The organism is Helicobacter aurati (assembly GCF_003364265.1).
GTDB classification, from domain to species: Bacteria; Campylobacterota; Campylobacteria; order Campylobacterales; family Helicobacteraceae; genus Helicobacter_A; species Helicobacter_A aurati.
The window spans coordinates 216,851-233,402 of record NZ_NXLW01000001.1 but is presented as its reverse complement, the minus strand read 5'-3'; the positions used below and the strand labels follow the sequence as shown (position 1 = coordinate 233,402).

The 16,552-nt window shown below is 34.7% G+C and carries 15 protein-coding genes; 7 read left to right on the top strand and 8 right to left on the bottom strand.

Annotation, left to right across the window (positions count from 1 at the left end; all coding sequences use genetic code 11):
* The first annotated feature begins 114 nt into the window (after positions 1-114).
* Positions 115-1,215: a sensor histidine kinase gene (locus CQA66_RS00975; RefSeq protein WP_104762623.1), complete on the top strand. Its 1,101-nt coding sequence runs from the start codon at positions 115-117 to the stop codon at positions 1,213-1,215.
* Between the two features lie 153 nt (positions 1,216-1,368).
* Here CQA66_RS00975 and CQA66_RS00970 read toward each other — a convergent pair whose 3' ends face one another.
* Positions 1,369-1,905, bottom strand: coding sequence for a 50S ribosomal protein L25/general stress protein Ctc (locus CQA66_RS00970; protein WP_104762622.1), 537 nt, complete (start codon positions 1,903-1,905; stop codon positions 1,369-1,371).
* 133 nt (positions 1,906-2,038) lie between these two features.
* Here CQA66_RS00970 and CQA66_RS00965 point away from each other — a divergent pair, with 133 nt between their 5' ends.
* Both CQA66_RS00965 and fumC read left to right on the top strand, forming a co-directional pair.
* Entirely contained in the window at positions 2,039-3,619 is a 1,581-nt protein-coding gene (locus tag CQA66_RS00965; protein ID WP_104762621.1) for a 2-isopropylmalate synthase, read from the top strand.
* 309 nt (positions 3,620-3,928) lie between these two features.
* Positions 3,929-5,320, top strand: coding sequence for a class II fumarate hydratase (fumC, locus tag CQA66_RS00960; protein WP_104762620.1), 1,392 nt, complete (start codon positions 3,929-3,931; stop codon positions 5,318-5,320).
* A 107-nt stretch (positions 5,321-5,427) separates the two neighbouring features.
* On the opposite strand, the gene CQA66_RS00955 is transcribed toward fumC, so the two are convergent.
* The 7 genes from CQA66_RS00955 to CQA66_RS00925 all read right to left on the bottom strand — a co-directional run bounded on the left by CQA66_RS00955 (position 5,428) and on the right by CQA66_RS00925 (position 11,760).
* A complete protein-coding gene (locus CQA66_RS00955; RefSeq protein ID WP_104762619.1) occupies positions 5,428-5,937 on the bottom strand; it encodes a methylated-DNA--[protein]-cysteine S-methyltransferase in 510 nt (169 codons plus the stop codon).
* 54 nt (positions 5,938-5,991) lie between these two features.
* Entirely contained in the window at positions 5,992-6,873 is an 882-nt protein-coding gene (locus tag CQA66_RS00950) for a cysteine ABC transporter substrate-binding protein (protein WP_104762618.1), read from the bottom strand.
* Between the two features lie 103 nt (positions 6,874-6,976).
* Positions 6,977-7,768, bottom strand: a complete 792-nt coding sequence (locus tag CQA66_RS00945) for a purine nucleoside phosphorylase YfiH/LACC1 family protein (protein WP_104762617.1) — start codon at positions 7,766-7,768, stop codon at positions 6,977-6,979.
* 241 nt (positions 7,769-8,009) lie between these two features.
* Positions 8,010-8,777, bottom strand: a complete 768-nt coding sequence (locus CQA66_RS00940) for an SDR family NAD(P)-dependent oxidoreductase (protein WP_104762616.1) — start codon at positions 8,775-8,777, stop codon at positions 8,010-8,012.
* Between the two features lie 15 nt (positions 8,778-8,792).
* Positions 8,793-9,218, bottom strand: coding sequence for a universal stress protein (locus CQA66_RS00935; RefSeq protein WP_104762615.1), 426 nt, complete (start codon positions 9,216-9,218; stop codon positions 8,793-8,795).
* A gap of 43 nt (positions 9,219-9,261) precedes the next feature.
* Positions 9,262-9,876 (bottom strand): NYN domain-containing protein, encoded by a 615-nt coding sequence (locus CQA66_RS00930; protein WP_104762614.1) that lies wholly within the window; start codon positions 9,874-9,876, stop codon positions 9,262-9,264.
* A 12-nt stretch (positions 9,877-9,888) separates the two neighbouring features.
* Positions 9,889-11,760, bottom strand: a complete 1,872-nt coding sequence (locus tag CQA66_RS00925; protein WP_104762613.1) for an ATP-binding cassette domain-containing protein — start codon at positions 11,758-11,760, stop codon at positions 9,889-9,891.
* A 213-nt stretch (positions 11,761-11,973) separates the two neighbouring features.
* On the opposite strand from CQA66_RS00925, the gene ribD reads away from it, so the two are divergent.
* The 4 genes from ribD to CQA66_RS00905 all read left to right on the top strand — a co-directional run bounded on the left by ribD (position 11,974) and on the right by CQA66_RS00905 (position 16,457).
* A complete protein-coding gene (gene ribD, locus CQA66_RS00920) occupies positions 11,974-13,203 on the top strand; it encodes a bifunctional diaminohydroxyphosphoribosylaminopyrimidine deaminase/5-amino-6-(5-phosphoribosylamino)uracil reductase RibD (RefSeq protein ID WP_115582522.1) in 1,230 nt (409 codons plus the stop codon).
* Positions 13,197-14,045 carry a tRNA1(Val) (adenine(37)-N6)-methyltransferase gene (locus tag CQA66_RS00915; RefSeq protein ID WP_104762611.1) on the top strand — a complete coding sequence of 283 codons (849 nt, stop codon included), beginning with the start codon at positions 13,197-13,199 and terminating at the stop codon, positions 14,043-14,045. Before ribD ends, CQA66_RS00915 begins: the two co-directional genes overlap by 7 nt.
* 282 nt (positions 14,046-14,327) lie before the next feature.
* Entirely contained in the window at positions 14,328-14,666 is a 339-nt protein-coding gene (locus tag CQA66_RS00910; protein WP_104762610.1) for a DUF485 domain-containing protein, read from the top strand.
* Positions 14,667-14,828: 162 nt separating this feature from the next.
* Positions 14,829-16,457: a cation acetate symporter gene (locus tag CQA66_RS00905; protein WP_411698552.1), complete on the top strand. Its 1,629-nt coding sequence runs from the start codon at positions 14,829-14,831 to the stop codon at positions 16,455-16,457.
* The last annotated feature ends 95 nt before the right edge of the window (positions 16,458-16,552 follow it).

Sequence of the window (16,552 nt, the reverse complement as noted above, 5' to 3'; positions counted from 1 at the left end):
ATTTTGGACAAAATAATTTGATTGAATAATAAGCATTCTAGCATTTTCTACTTAAGCTTTTGTTGCAATTTGTAATCAGCTAGAGATTGGATAATGTTTACAAAAGGATATATCATGAACAAAGTACACAAAAAATCCAGGAGCAATAAAAAAAAACAGATTTATCAACAGCACCAGCTTAATAAAAATATCATTTCATTAGAAAAGCTACCCTATACGAATATTCAAGATACATTTGGGCTTGAGTTGGGGGATACACAGTCGTTATTGAATCTTCTTCATGAGCTTATTTTGCAGAGTTATAAGATTGAAAAAGAGTTTAAGGATTTCAAAGCCTTAATAGAATCTATTCTTGAGATGATACCACAAGCTGTACTTGTCTTTAATGACAACGGTAGTCTATTTTATCAGAATAAAAAGGCGAGTAGTTTAAAAGGGCTTTTAGATGTAGATTATAGTAATATGTCAGAAAGTGAAGTGCGAATTGATAATAGCATTTATCTTTTACAAAGTTCACATGTTTCACATAAGCAAATTATTACTGCAACCAACATTACCGAGCAAAAGAGGCAAGAAAGGCTAGCAAGTATGGGGCAGGTAAGTGCTCATCTTGCCCATGAAATACGTAATCCCATTGGTTCTTTATCTTTACTCACCGGTGTGCTAAGTAAAAGGGTAGATTCTGAAACTATGGAAATTGTTAATGAAATGAAAAAATCTATTTGGCGTGTTGAACGTATTATTAAAAGTACTTTATTGTTTTCTAAAGGCGTGCAGGCTAATAAACAACGGTATCAGTTTAATGACTTTAAACAAAGTTTAAAACAAGTCATCAATGAATATGGTTTCACTAAAGAAATTGATTTTTTATTCACTATCCAAGATAAGTGTTTTTTTGTGGATTTTTCACTTTATGAGATTGCACTTCATAATATTTTATGTAATGCAATTGATGCGATTGAGGAAGGCGAATGTGAGCGCGGAGAGATTCTTATCAATTTTTTTCAGGATAAAGATAAGGCAGTGTGTAGAATCTATGATAATGGCAAAGATATTGAAGATATCAATTCTTTGTTTGAAGCTTTCAAAACAACAAAGCTAAAAGGGCATGGTTTGGGGCTGGCTTTGAGCCAACAAATCGCATTAGCACACGATGGGGAGTTACGCGCTAATAATTTAGAAAAAAAATATTTCGAAATACGAATTCCTTTATAATTCTATAATTGAAAAATTAGCAGACTCTTGACTAGGCTATAAAACTAAAATATTTCTCGTACGGTAATCTTTGATTGGGATAAGTAAATATAATATATGGCTATGAGCCAACAAATAGCTCTTTATTATGTTTTGACTTTCAATCAGTATTGATTATTTTGCTTTAATGATACCTACTACCGCAAGAGATGGCTTATCAATAACTTTTACTCCTTCAATTGCGGGTAGGTCACGTACAAGAATCGTATGCCCTACATCTAAGTGGGTAATATCAAGAGTATAAGATTGCGGTAAAACCTCAGGCGTACATTTTACAGCAATTCTCTTGCGAGAAAATACAAGAACACCTTTGTTTTTTAGCCCCACAGGAGAACCACTTACTTTAACAGGGATTTTAAATTTCGCGGTTACATTCTTTTTTACAAACATCATATCCACATGCAAAATGTCATTTGTAACGGGATCTTTCTGGTATTCTTGCACAACGACGTCACAATTTATTTCTCCTATTTTCACAGGAAAAACAAGACCTGTTTTGGCGCGCATGTATTTGATAAATTCATTACGTTTAAACGCACAATGAATGTTACTTTCATTTTTCCCATAAATGTTAGCAATTAGATAACCATTTCGCTTTAATGCTTTTGCATTGGATTTAGTGATACTATCTCTAATTTTGCCTTCCAACATTATTGAATCCTTAAGTTTAAAAATTTAAAAACATATATTATAGTATAGAGAAAGTAAATTTTGAATTAGTTGGTTCTTATTTTTTGCGTATAATATATTTGGCAGTAGCAAATTGTATATTGAAGGAAATGTTATGAATACTTGCAAACAAGAAATCATTACAATATTTGATACCACCTTGCGTGATGGTGAACAAAGCCCTGGTGCATCAATGGATATTGAAGAGAAAATAGCTATAGCATTGCAATTAGAGAAATTGGGTGTTGATGTTATTGAGGCTGGATTTGCAGCAAGTAGTACGGGCGATTTTGAATCTATTAGTCAGATTGCTAAGAATGTAGAAAAAAGTACAGTATGTTCTCTTTCTCGTTGTGTAGAAAGCGATATTTTAAGAGCTAAAGATTCTCTCAAATATGCAAAAAAGCCCCGCATTCATTTATTCTTGGCAACTTCTCCTATTCATATGGAATATAAATTGAAGAAAAAGCCCAAAGAAGTCCTTGAATTAGCTATTCAAAGTATTCTTAGGGCAAGAGAATTCTGTGATGATATTCAATTTAGCTGTGAAGATGCTTGTAGAAGCGAAATAAGCTTTTTGCAAGAAATTTCATTGGCAGCTATAGAATCTGGTGCTAAAACACTCAATATGCCCGATACAGTGGGCTATCGTTTACCGCATGAAATAGGGGAAATTATAGAGCAATTGCATAAGGTTGTGCAGGACAAGGCAGTATTGTCTGTGCATTGTCATAATGATTTAGGACAAGCGGTTTCAAATTCCATCTATGGAGCTATGAAAGGGGCTAGGCAAATAGAATGTACAATTAATGGATTGGGTGAGCGGGCAGGAAATTGTGCGCTTGAGGAAGTTGTTATGATTCTTAAAACTCGTAAGGATATTTTTAAACAATATGGGGGATTAGACACAAGAATTAATACAAAAGAAATTTATAAAACAAGTAAGCTGATTGCCGAAATTACAGGAATAAGGCCACAGCCCAATAAGGCAATTGTTGGAAAAAATGCCTTCAGCCATGAAAGTGGTATTCATCAGGATGGAATCTTAAAGCACAGAGAGACTTATGAAATTATGAAGCCTAGTGACATTGGTATTTATGACAATGAAAATTTGGTTTTAGGTAAGCATAGCGGACGAGCTGCATTTAAAGATAAAATTATGCAGCTAGGATTCACTCTTAATGACGAAGAACTTCATGTAGCATTTAATCGATTTAAGAACATTTGCGATCAAAAAAAGATAGTTTATGATGAAGATATTTCTGCAATTGTAAGCGAAGAAATCACCCATATTCCTCAAATTTATGTTTTAGAATCTCTTCAGTGTAGCACAGCTAGTAATGGGGCGCATCTTGCTGCATTGAGTGTACGGAAAAACAATGGAGAAGTTATACGCGATTGTGCTTTAGGTAATGGTGCGGTGGATAGTATATTGCGTGCTATTGAGAGAGTATGTCAAGTGTCTGGCAAGTTACTTGATTATAAAGTAGAATCTATTACAAGTGGGAAAGATGCAATGGCAGATGTTATGATAAAGGTTGTTTTTGAAGGTACAAACAATCCTGTTATTGGGCATGGTAAAGACCTCGATACGCTTTATGCAACAGCAAAAGCCTATATTCAAGCACTCAATAGTTTTGAACGTATGAAAGAATTATTGCAAGATAAGAAAGATTTGCGTTATGGTGGCGTGTGATTTTACTTCTAATAACTTTGTTAGAATCGATTCGGGATTATAAGTTTAATTAATAAAGAATGTTGTATTTTTAGTTATTTTAATGTGGCAGTGTTATCGAGATTGTTTAAATAAATTGAATGATGACCTGTATGAAATGGGAATATTTGCATTGCATCTTTTGTTTGGGAATGGATTCTGCTGCCAAGTAATGGTGAGTTTAATATAAACTTTATCCTATGTTAATGGGGATATTCACCTTAACCAACAAGAGCTATAGTCATTTTATGTTAAAATATCATTATACATATTTTAACATAAAGGATAGTTATGGATTACAGAGTTGAACATGATACGATGGGTGAGATAAAAGTTCCTAATGAAAAGTATTGGGGAGCACAAACGCAAAGAAGTTTTGAAAATTTTAAAATTGGCATTGAGAAAATGCCAAAAGTCTTGATTTACTCTTTTGCAAACCTCAAAAAAGCTTTGGCTATTACAAACCATAAATTGGGCAAACTTGATGATGCAAAAAAGAATGCTATTACACAAGCATGCGATGAGATTATGGCTGGGAAGTTTGATGATAATTTCCCTCTTGCGATTTGGCAAACGGGTTCAGGTACCCAAAGCAATATGAACATGAACGAAGTAATAGCGAACCGTGCTACGGAAATTATGGGTGGAGATTTTAGAAAAGAGAAGTTAGTACATCCAAACGATCACGTGAATATGAGTCAAAGTTCCAACGACACTTTTCCTACGGCGATGAGTATCGTTTCTGTTCTGCAAGTAGAGAAGAAACTTATCCCTGCTTTAGATGAGTTAATTAAGACTTTTGAATCAAAAGTGCAAGCATTTGATTCTATTATCAAGATTGGAAGAACCCATTTGCAAGATGCTACACCGCTTACTTTGGGGCAGGAATTTAGTGGATATCTTTCCATGTTACAACACTCTAAAGACCAAATCTTAGCGAGCTTACCTACTTTAAGAGAATTAGCAATAGGTGGTACTGCGGTAGGGACTGGGCTTAATGCACATCCACAATTAAGTGAAAAGGTAAGCGAAGAGTTAAGCAATCTTACAGGGACAAAGTTTGTCTCAAGCCCTAACAAGTTTCATGCGCTGACAAGTCATGATGCGATTAATTTCACACATGGTGCAATGAAAGGATTGGCGGCAAATTTGATGAAAATAGCAAATGATATCCGCTGGCTTGCAAGTGGCCCTAGATGTGGTTTGGGTGAGATTCTTATTCCAGAGAATGAACCTGGCAGTTCTATCATGCCAGGTAAAGTCAATCCTACACAATGCGAATCGCTTACTATGGTTGCTGTGCAAGTTATGGGCAATGATGCAGCGATTGGCTTTGCGGCTTCACAAGGAAACTTCGAACTCAATGTCTATAAACCTATGATTATCTATAATTTTTTACAAAGTCTTGATTTATTGGCAGACGGTATGCATTCGTTTAATATTCATTGTGCGCAAGGTATTGAAGCAAATAGAGAGAAAATTGACTATAATTTGCACAATTCGCTTATGCTTGTTACAGCACTTAATCCACATATTGGCTACGAAAAGGCTGCCAAAGTTGCAAAAAATGCACACAAAAAAGGTATTTCTCTTAAAGAGTCTTGTCTTGAATTAGGGTTTTTAAGTGCAGAGGATTTTGATAAGTTCGTTGTGCCTGCAAATATGATTAAACCGAAAGCATGATTTCAATACAGTTGATTCAATCAATATGATACATTGTTGATTGAATCTGATTGTGTATCGCATTATAAATTGATTGTTGATAATTTCATTTGCAGCAATCAATTTATTTAAGGATTTTTTAAAATAGAAATATCCAGCCCCTCCAATTCTAAAAGCTTCTTTTTTATAGTGATTCCGCCTGCATATCCTACGAGATTATTATTTGCACCAATTACACGATGACAAGGGATAATAATAGCAATAGGATTTGCCCCTACTGCACCGCCTACTGCTTGTGCAGACATTTTTGCCAAACCTTTTTCTTTGGTGATGATCTTTGCGATTTGTTTATAGGTAGTAGTTTCTCCTTTAGGAATTGTTTGCAATATTTGCCATACATGCAATCTAAAATTTGTAGAATCTAATTGTAATGGAGGCATAAAAGAGGGCGTCTTGCCCGAGAAATATAAATCTAGCCATTGTATTGTTTGTGTGAATATTGGTAATTCTTTTTTGCTATGCTGGCTTTGTAGTTTGTGGAAATCTTGTTGTGTTTGAAAATATAAACCAATAAGATTCTTTGTGTTGCCCAACATAAGTATCATACCCAAAGGAGATTGATAGGTCTGATAAAACATTATTGGCTGAATGTCATTCTGGCTGATTTGTTTTAGCTGCTTTACGTGAGTGTGCTAATCAGTAAAAATTACCATATCAGACGTAATATCACTACCAAAAGCTGGAGCTAGGGTCAGTGTATAGGCTTGCTCAAAGAATCTTTCATGTTGTAACTTTGTTATTTCATTATTGAGCCATTCCAAAAGATCCTTATTTTCTTTTTTGACTGCAGGAGCAATTTGATCCTTATCCCCTAATTCTGTTATGCCTACTTTGTAATCTGGATTTTCTTTTACCCATGCAAACAATAACGTGGAATCATGTGATAATGCATCTGCTTTGCCCTGCAAAAAACTTTGAAATGTTTCAGTGTTTTGATCGAATTTTAGAAGCTCTTCTAAGCCAATAGCGGTATTTTTTGTAAAATACATATCTGCTGTTGTACCTTTATTAACGATAAGTTTTTTTCCTCTGAGTTGCTCTACATCAGTAATAGCACCATTTTTGCTCACAACACCTAAGGACACTTTCATATAGGGTTTGGCAAAAAGTACTTGCCTTTCTCTTTCTTTGGTTTGAGTGAAGTTTGCCATGATAATATCTACTTTGTTTGCTTGCAGGGCAGGTATTCTTGCGGCTGCTTCCACAGGTATAAATTCTATTTTACTTTCATCTCCCAATAAATCTTTCGCTATACGTTTCGCGATAAAAACATCAAATCCATCATATTCTCCTTGTGCATTAATATAGCCAAATGGAGGTTTATCACTAAATACTCCAACTCTTAACACACCTCTTTGCTTTATTGTTTCAATTGCGCTAACTGTTTGTGCGGCGTCTTTGTTATTTTGTGAAGAGTTTTCACAGGCAACAAAGAAACTTACAACGCACAATAAAAAGCTGTATACAAAAAAAGCGTGTAGTTTTTTTGCGAAAATTACAATCAAGGCTTGCATTTGTGCTCCTAATTTTATAATATTAAGAAAAACATTGTATCATAGTTAATAAAACATTATTTTAGAAATTTTATAAAAAATTATGTTCATTATATTAGAATAATTACTGCTTAATGCAGGCAAATAATCCAAAGCGACCAGTTACACCATCTCTGCGATATGAAAAATATCGTTTATCGCAACAAGAACAAGATGAAAGAATCTCTATGTGTTCAGTTAAAATGCCGCAAGCAAGCATTTCATCATAGAGCATCGCAATCATATCTAATCGAATAGAGTTTTTAGAAGACATATCGTAGTGTAAATATTTGTTACCAAAATTCAACCTAATATATTCTGCTATATCCAAGCCTATTTCATAACAGCATGCTCGTATGGAAGCACCGATAAAGATTTTTATATTGCTTGCAATGACGTTGTATTGTTGTTGAAGCTTTGTTACGCCGTTTGTTACGATTCCCATTGTTGTGCCTAGTCTTCCTGCATGCAAGAGCGCAAAAACTCGTTGTGTTGGACAATACATCAAAATAGGGTTACAATCTGCAGTCATAATAAGGCAAACGTAGTCTTGAGAATCACAAATGATTCCGTCTCCGTTACCTAATAAGATTTCATCTAGGGACGTTGTGAGATTTGTATGTTGAATATCAATAATGTCTGCAGAATGGATTTGATTAAGATAGAGCAATGTTTTGTTGGGGTAATATGTTTGCATAATTGCTTGCCTATTGCTCTGTACGTTTTCGCGTGTATCGCCCACATGATAAGCGAGATTAAGGCTGTTGTAGGGTGATTTGCTCGTATTGTATGAATTGGATACTTTGTTTGTCAAGATAAAATGAACAGAATCTTTATTAAATAATGGACTTTGAGTGCTGGAATAAAATGTATTCATGTATTTCCTTGTTGATTGTGTAGAGTTTACGCAAAATCAGAATCTATTTTAATAAAGGAGCAATATATTTCAAATAATTGTATTTTGAAAAAGTTCATGAAGGATTTTCTATTGAAGTTGATTCTGTTTATTAAAAAGATATTTACACAATTTTATACATTTGCCTGATTATATTATGGTTTTAATGGAATCAGAAGATTTTGTTTCAGTAAAGAAGATGTTTGTCTTATTCTCAATAAATTTATTTATTATTGTGGACTGACAAGCCAGCACTTGCTTGTGTGGTTGGCATAATTTCTATATGGTTGATATTAACATGTTGTGGTTGGTTAGTTGCCCAAAATATAGTCTCTGCTATATCTTTAGCATGCAGCGGTGTTGTTTTTGCATAGATTGAATCCGCCTTATTTTTGTCGCCATGAAATCGCGTAAGAGAAAAATCGCTGCCATCACATAGCCCAGGTTCAATATTGGTTACTCGTATGTTTTTATCATAAAGCTCTGCACGCAAATTACGACTAAATTGCCTTACAAAAGCTTTACTTGCACCATAGACGCTAGCACCATAGTAGGGGTAAGTTCCAGCTATTGAGCCTATATTAACAATATGTCCACTGCCTTGCTTTAACATGCTAGGTAAGATGCAATGCGTCAGAAAACTTAATGCTGTGATATTTACTGCAATCATTTCTTCCCAATCTTCAAATGGTATTTTATCTGCGCTCTCTACCCCACGAGCTAGACCCGCATTATTGACAAGAATATCAACATGAAGCGATTTAGTAAATTGATACAAAAATTTTTTATCACATACATTACCTACACCCAAATGCACTTGAATATTCTTTGTATGTTGTGTTGCGTATTGTTTTATGTGATTTTGCAATTCCTCTAATTTTTCTTTTCGTCTTGCAATCAAATATAAGGAAAGATTATCCCATTCACGTGCGTATTTTATTGCCAATTCTTTGCCGAATCCAGAACTAGCACCAGTTATCAAAATGTTCATAAATGTCTCTCAATATTACTTAGCGACTAAGACTGGAATAGGTGAGGAATTAATAAAGCTATTTTGATGTGAATTAAAGATTCTAAGCAGCAAAGAAGATTCGCTTGCTCCAATTACCAATAAGTCAAATTCATTTGCAATTTCAAGTACAACATCAATGGGATTTCCATTGCGAAGGATTTTCTTACATATTATGCCTTCATTATTAAAAATGCTCGCAAATTTATTGAGAATCTCATTTGATTCTTCTTGTTTTAAATGCTCCAATGAAGCATAATCCACAATGCCGCTTTCTGCTAGCACAATTGTTTCGGGTATGACATGCAAAAGTGTTAGTTCGATTTCGCTGCGTCTCGCAAAAAGCTTGATGATTGTAGGAATAGCTTTTCTACATTCTTCCGTGTCGCTTACACCAAATAAGATTTTTATTGCATCTGCCATGTTTCCTCCTTATGTTTGAATACATACAATTTTGTGAAATAGACTAAGACGATTGTTTTTTGCGCGTGCTAGTGGCTGTTTCTTGGTTGGAACGAGGTTTTCTTTTTTTTTCTTTTTGCTGTTTTGTAGCTGTATCATTGGTTAGTCTTTGCTCTAAAAGGTTGGAGTCCAAGCCTTCAATTGCCATTTCAAGGGCTGCAAATATATCTTCAGAATCTTCGACAACCTCAAAGCCCTCTCTCTCTTTATTGGGTTCAAGATTGTAGATTGTATTATATGCACGTTTAAGCACAGGCTCATTGCCCTTAGAGTATTGATAGAAGCAAAGAGATTCTAACCCCATTGATTGAATCTCGCTTGCTAAAATAATAAACTCACGATAGTTTGACGCAATAGCTACGCTATCATATTTGCCCGCGTAGATTGCTTTTGCAACATCTATGGCTAATTTCATGTCGCTATTGGACTGATTACTACCAAGCACTACCCGAAAGCAATGCTTCTCAAGCTGGTTGTACCACGAGTCCAATGTATTTTTTGTGATATAGGCTCTCTTGACACAAACGTTGTATCCATTATTATGAAAGTAATCAAAAATAACAGTCATAAAGGCTACCTCAAGCCTATCGCAATCTATAAATAATGCCACATTTTTCATTGTTTATCTCCTTTAATAAAATTTATTCGAACTTTGATGCATTGCAACCAATTGTTGTGTGTATTCATGTTTAGGATAATGTAAGAGAGTATATACGTCGCAAGATTCAATCACTTTTCCTTGGTGGAGAACTAACACATCATCGCATATATGCGCCAAAACATCTAAATCATGGGTGATAAAAACATAACTCAAAGAAAATATTTTTTGCATATCTTGTAAAAGATTCAGTGTTTTTTTCTGGACAAATTTATCAAGTGCACTTGTTGGTTCGTCTAAAATCAGAATCTTGGGTTTTAAAACCATCGCTCTAGCAATAGCAACTCTCTGCCTTTGCCCGCCGCTCAATTCCTTAGGATAACGTGAAAGTAGATGTTTTTCAAGTTGCAAAAATGTAAAAATTTCTTCAATAGTTTTTGCAATTTGAGGCTTTGGAATGCCGCGTAATGTCAAACCTTCGCTTACTAATTCTTGAACACGAAATCTTGGATTGAGAGAACTTGTAGAATCTTGAAAGACAATTTGCACAATATCGCGAAATTTCTTAAGGTTTTGTTTGTCTAATATGCCGTTAGATGAAAGCTGTTTGCCAAAGTAGCTATCTTGTCCTTGTGTGTGCATTAAGTGAACAATACCTTGTGCAAGTGTGCTCTTCCCGCTGCCACTTTGCCCTATCACTCCGAGCGTTTTCCCTTCTTGCAAACTAAAAGAGATATTTTTTGTTATCGCTTGAAAATATTTATTGAAAAAACGATGCTTATAGATTCCAACACTGAAATCTTCTAGTTGCATAGCTTTTTTTTTGTTTAAAGAATCTGTTATAGCTTCTTTATTTAAGGTAGATTCAAGCAAAAATTTTGGTGTAAGGAAATTTGCTTCAAAAAGATTATTTGTATAATTACACGTGAAGTTATAAGAGTTTTTGGAATACTTTATCATATCGTCTTTGAGGTTGTGAATTGTTTCGATAATTGCTCCATTTTGCATAATCATTATTTTTTTGCAAAAATGAGTAAGCAACCCTAAGTCGTGTGTAACAAATAGCATACCAATGCGATAGGTTCTCGAGATAGATTTGAGTAGTTGTATAGTTTGCAGGGTAAGATTCGCGTCAAGCGCAGTTGTAGGTTCATCACAAATAATAAGCTTGGGCTTGCTAGCAAGTGCCATGCAAATGATAACTCTTTGTCTTTGTCCTCCGCTTAATTCATGAGGGAATCTCTTCAAAATGGAAGATTCTAAACCCAATTCTTGACAAAGATCAAGAATGTATTGCTTGCGTATTTGCTTAGGAGATAATCCTTGTTGCGAAGTTTTGTAATGCAAGGTGTCTTTATGTAAAATGAGTATTTCTTCAATTTGTTTAAATACCGTATGCGTTGGATTGAGTGCGTTTAGAGTGTCTTGTGGGATGTAGGCTATATCCTTTCCCAGCAAAGCCCGCATCTTCTTGCTTGTACCGAAACCTTGTTTTTTATAACGTATTGTAGATGTCTGATTTGTTTTTGTCGGTTGTGTTTTCCATTCTTGCAGTGCAAGTATGTCTATGTTTTCAAAGAATATTTGACCAGTCTGTAAATGAATATGATGTTCTAATCCCATAATCACGCGCATTAAAAGGCTTTTCCCACTGCCACTTTCTCCCACTATGCCTATTCTTTCTCCATGTCCGAGCGTAAAGGAAATATCTTTTAATCCAAATGCGGAGGAATCTTTAGAATCTGTATCATGAAAAAACGACACATTGAGGTTGTTTACTTGAAGTAATGGCAAAGTAGAATAATTTCTTTCATGTTGTAGATAGTGTTGCAAAGACTTTTTACTACGAAAAAAAGAGAGAATTTGCTTGGTATCGTCAAACTTTATACTCGCTACCTTATCCATGATTCTTATAAGTTTCCTTGATTTAAACAGAAATTACTGCTTATTATACAAAAAAACGGATAATTTCCAAAAATTTAATTAGTAAACTCTCATTTGTCAAGTAGATAGTTTTGTATGATTCTTCTAGGCATTGAGAGTATTCTTGATAAAGTCGGGTAATTTGGTTACAATCCTAAGTTCGTTCTATTTGTTTATTTATCGTTAAGGTTGTTTATGGATTCTCATTTTATGCGGCTTGCTATTGATTACGCATGGCAATTTCAGACATTAACGCTTCCCAATCCTGCAGTAGGTGCACTTATTGTTGCCAATAATGAAATTATTGCTCTCCAAGCGCATTATAAAGTCGGAATGCCACATGCAGAAGTATTAGCCTGTCAAGAAGCATTATTGTATTTCTTTGCAAGTGATATAAGAAAACGTGAAATTCTTAGCCAAGCTTTTGTCGCACAAAAAGAGTATTTTACGTGCAGCATACCGCAGAATGTACCCGCAGATTCTTTTGTGCAATCCGTGATTGAATCTTTCCAAACAGAAACATGTTCTGAAAAAATTTATGATTTTCTTATGCGATTTCATTGTGGAATATTTTATGAATGCGATTTGTTTATAACGCTTGAGCCGTGCAATCATCACGGTAAAACGCCACCTTGCGCAAAACTTATAGCGGCAATACAGCCCAATAGAATTTTTGTTGGATGTAGTGAGCCTACATCAAAAGCTAGCGGAGGATTTCAAACGTTGCGTAATATTCCAATTACACAAAACGTTCTTTTCTCGGAAGCTAGCAAGTTACTTTATCCTTTTTTAGTATGGCAAGAGAAATCTCACTTTACTCTTTTTAAAATAGCACAGAGATTAGATGGTACTTATCACAATGGTGTGATTAGTAATATGGATTCTCGAATCTTTACGCATAATATGCGATGTGTCGCAGATTATATTGTTATTTCTGGTGAAACATTGCGACATGATAATCCTTTGCTTGATAATCGCTTTAGCATTGCTCCCTATACAGATTCTAAATTACCTACAATTTTTGTTCTTAGTAAAACATTAGATTCTAAAGATTTACAAAAATTTCGTATCGGCAATAGAAATGTACATATTGCGCGTAATGTGCAAGAATTACCAACTAGCGGTTTCATTGTGATTGAGGGCGGATTTGCTTTTCTTATATCATTGCTTGAAGAATGTGGTGTGCAAGAGCAACGCACTCCTTTTATTGTTGATTCTATTTTGGGATACATTGCTCCAACACTTTCTACATTTTCCAATGCTTTATGCAATGAAGAGATTCCAATAGATGTGTTGCAACGGCATGGCTTTTCATTATCACACACTTATAGTTTATTGGATTTTTGGCAAAAGAAAGCTGGTAGAAAGATTGAGGATTTGCAACGGAATATTGTTTATTGGCTTATCAGGGATAGAGATTGTTGAAAAAATTGCGAATCTATCAAATTACAGAGGGTTATTGCTATAACAGCGATACTCTTTTTCTATGGGATTTTTTGCGACCCTATTTGCGGGCTAATGCGAAAGTCTTAGATATTGGCAGTGGCAGTGGGATTTTAGGGTTACTTTGCGCACGAGATTGCAATATAAAGTTATTTGGAATCGAAAGACAAAGAGAATATGTTTTACTTAGTGTCAAAAATGCTTTGAGCAACGACATTAGTGCTTGTTTTTTGGCTGGATCATGCGAGCTTTTTCTTGATAAAACGAGCATAGAATCTTTTTGTATAGATTACAACACAGAGAGAACAAAATTATATTCTCTAAAGGGCAGCCTAGCTACGCAATCCCTTTGGCAGAGTTTTGATATGGTGGTGTCCAATCCACCGTTTTATGATTCTTCATTGCATTCACAGAATCGATTAAAAGCAGAGGCTAGGCAAAGCAGCTTTCTCCCTTTGGAAAATTTGTTAGAATCTACAAGAAAGATATTAAAGCCAAATGGTAAAATGTTCTTTTGTTACCCATCTTCTAATCTTGCTACATTAATGCTACTATTAATGCAATACGGTTTGAGTGTTGATTCTGTGCGCTTTGTGTATCCTAGATTGGATAAGGAAGCAACATTAGCCTTGATTTATGCAAAGAAAAATAGCAATAGTAAAAAGTGCAATACGCAAATACATGTTTTACCTCCGCTTATTACGCATATTGGACACAATCAGAAAGACAATTCACAAGAAGTTCAAAATATCTACTCACGTGCTTCAACATGCAGTATAAAAGTCAATTGGAGCGATATTATCTGGGAGAAATTATTAGATTGAAGAGCTAGGAATATATAAATTGAAACAATATAATATTAGGATTATTTTTATTTCATAATAATTTCTTCACAAATGTTCTAAGAATCTGCATTTTAATGTTTACTATCTTATCTAGTTGTGAAGTAAATACTCGCATATTCTTTATTATGTTACTTTAATGGAACAAGCCATTAAAAAATGAAATGTCCAATAGAGTATTTTTTGATTTATTTTCTTTTTTTGTTACATTATTAACTAGCTTTTAAATGAATTAAAGTGTCAACGTTAAGATAAGGAATTGTCATGAGTAAACCATTAGCCTCAAAAGAAGAAGTAAAAAAAAGATTTGAAAAATTCGTCTTTTTTAGAAATAAATTTTCTGTGTATTTGTCCCTAGTGATTTTTGTTTGCTATTATGTATTTATTGCAAGTGTTGGATTCTTCCCTGAAGTTTTGGGTTATCGTTTAGGACCTAGCTCAATAAGTTTAGGCATTATAGTCGGCGTATTTATTATTGTCTTATCCATTATAAGTACAGGAGTTTATACGTTGTTTGCCAATAAGTACTTTGATAAAGAGCAAGCAGAAGTGATAGAGGAAATGGAGAGGACGGGATTAATTCAAGAAATGAAAGAACAGTAAGAACAACAATGCCAAACGAATCGCATTTGTCTCTGACTATTCTTTGGAATACGTAAAACCTTTATCCAATGAAAGAATATTTACTATTGCAATCATAGGGTAATAAAATTTATAGATTATTTAAGGATAAATATGAAAAAAGTAAGTGTAATTTTATTGTTTATGTTTGTTGCAACAATACAGGGTTTTGCAGCAAGCATTGATGTAAGCGGCGCAGAAAAAGCACCGATTAATTATATTGCAATTAGCATGTTTGTAGTTTTTGTATTAGCCACTTTGGGTATTACTTATTATTCGAGTAAAAAATCACAGTCTGCTTCTGGATTTTATACCGCAGGAGGAAATATTACAGGAGTTCAAAATGGCATTGCTATTGCTGGAGATTATATGAGTGCAGCAAGTTTCTTAGGGATTGTTGGACTTGTTTTTGTCAATGGATTCGATGGATTGATTTATTCGATTGGATTCTTAGTTGGATGGCCTATCGTATTGTTTCTGATTGCTGAAAAATTTCGGAATCTCGGTAAATATACTTTTGCAGACATTGTTGCCTATCGCTTAGAATCAAAAAAGGTACGTACCATTTCTGCTATTAGCGGTCTTAGCGTAGTAGTGTTTTACTTGATTGCCCAAATGGTTGGGGCTGGTGGGCTTATTCAAGTGCTTTTTGGATTACCATATAGTACTGCTGTAATACTTGTAGGAATCTTAATGATTTGTTATGTTGCTTTTGGCGGAATGCACGCAACGACATGGGTACAAATCATTAAAGCCTGTCTTTTGCTTGGCGGAGCAAGTTTTATGGCGATTATGGTGCTTTATCTTACAGATTTCAATTTGCAATATTATTTTGAAACAGCCATTCGGAATCACGAAAAGGGTGCGGCTATTATGGCTCCGGGTACATTTCTGCCTGATCCTGTATCCGCGCTATCTTTAGGGCTTGCATTGATGTTTGGCACGGCTGGATTACCCCATATTTTAATGCGATTTTTTACAGTAAAAGATGCCAAAGAAGCGAGAAAATCTGTATTTTTTGCAACAGGCTTGATTGGTTATTTTTACATACTAACTTTTATTATTGGTTTTGGGGCGATTGCATTCCTGCTTGGCAACCCTGAATTTATTGATTCAAATGGGAAATTCACTGTAGCTCCAAACATGGAGGCGGTAGTACTCTCAAAAGTATTGGGTGGCAATGTTTTATACGGCTTTATTTCGGCTGTGGCGTTCGCGACTATTTTAGCCGTTGTGGCGGGACTTGCAATTTCTGGGGCAAGTGCGATTAGTCATGATTTATTTGTCAATGTGATTAAAAACGGTAAATGTGATCCCAAGCTTGAAATGCGAGTTACTAAAGCTTCAACGATTATGTTAGGGATCTTAGCTATTTTCTTAGGTATCGCATTTAAGAATCAAAATGTTGCTTTCACGGTGGGATTAGCGTTTGCGATTGCAGCTAGTGTGAATTTCCCTATCATTTTATTGTGTATTTATTGGAAGAATCTTACAACAAATGGCGTCTTGTATGGTGGGTTAATTGGGCTTTTAACTGTGTTATTGTTGGTTATTCTAAGTCCAAGTGTATGGGTGGATGTACTACATTTTGAGCATGCAATTTTTCCTTATAAACACCCCGCGCTTTTTAGTATGCCCATTTCTTTTATAGCAATCTATGTAATTTCTAAAATTGACAATAGCAAACGTGCAAGCATTGATAAATCTGGTTTTAAAGCACAAGATTTTAGGGCGCAGACAGGAATAGGTATTAGCGAGGCTGTGGCGCATTAAGTTGCATGGATTCGATATTGAGTCATTGAATTATTTTGATTGAGATCTCAATATTGAATCGAAATATAGAGTAATTTAAGACTAAGAATACTGTG

What these genes read in the sequence shown, in the direction of transcription:
- CQA66_RS00975 (WP_104762623.1), top strand. Translation starts at nt 115, where the DNA reads ATGAACAAAGTACACAAAAAATCCAGGAGCAATAAAAAAAAACAGATT.
- CQA66_RS00970 (WP_104762622.1), bottom strand. Translation starts at nt 1,905, where the DNA reads ATGTTGGAAGGCAAAATTAGAGATAGTATCACTAAATCCAATGCAAAA.
- CQA66_RS00965 (WP_104762621.1), top strand. Translation starts at nt 2,039, where the DNA reads ATGAATACTTGCAAACAAGAAATCATTACAATATTTGATACCACCTTG.
- fumC (WP_104762620.1), top strand. Translation starts at nt 3,929, where the DNA reads ATGGATTACAGAGTTGAACATGATACGATGGGTGAGATAAAAGTTCCT.
- CQA66_RS00955 (WP_104762619.1), bottom strand. Translation starts at nt 5,937, where the DNA reads ATGTTTTATCAGACCTATCAATCTCCTTTGGGTATGATACTTATGTTG.
- CQA66_RS00950 (WP_104762618.1), bottom strand. Translation starts at nt 6,873, where the DNA reads ATGCAAGCCTTGATTGTAATTTTCGCAAAAAAACTACACGCTTTTTTT.
- CQA66_RS00945 (WP_104762617.1), bottom strand. Translation starts at nt 7,768, where the DNA reads ATGAATACATTTTATTCCAGCACTCAAAGTCCATTATTTAATAAAGAT.
- CQA66_RS00940 (WP_104762616.1), bottom strand. Translation starts at nt 8,777, where the DNA reads ATGAACATTTTGATAACTGGTGCTAGTTCTGGATTCGGCAAAGAATTG.
- CQA66_RS00935 (WP_104762615.1), bottom strand. Translation starts at nt 9,218, where the DNA reads ATGGCAGATGCAATAAAAATCTTATTTGGTGTAAGCGACACGGAAGAA.
- CQA66_RS00930 (WP_104762614.1), bottom strand. Translation starts at nt 9,876, where the DNA reads ATGAAAAATGTGGCATTATTTATAGATTGCGATAGGCTTGAGGTAGCC.
- CQA66_RS00925 (WP_104762613.1), bottom strand. Translation starts at nt 11,760, where the DNA reads ATGGATAAGGTAGCGAGTATAAAGTTTGACGATACCAAGCAAATTCTC.
- ribD (WP_115582522.1), top strand. Translation starts at nt 11,974, where the DNA reads ATGGATTCTCATTTTATGCGGCTTGCTATTGATTACGCATGGCAATTT.
- CQA66_RS00910 (WP_104762610.1), top strand. Translation starts at nt 14,328, where the DNA reads ATGAGTAAACCATTAGCCTCAAAAGAAGAAGTAAAAAAAAGATTTGAA.
- CQA66_RS00905 (WP_411698552.1), top strand. Translation starts at nt 14,829, where the DNA reads ATGTTTGTTGCAACAATACAGGGTTTTGCAGCAAGCATTGATGTAAGC.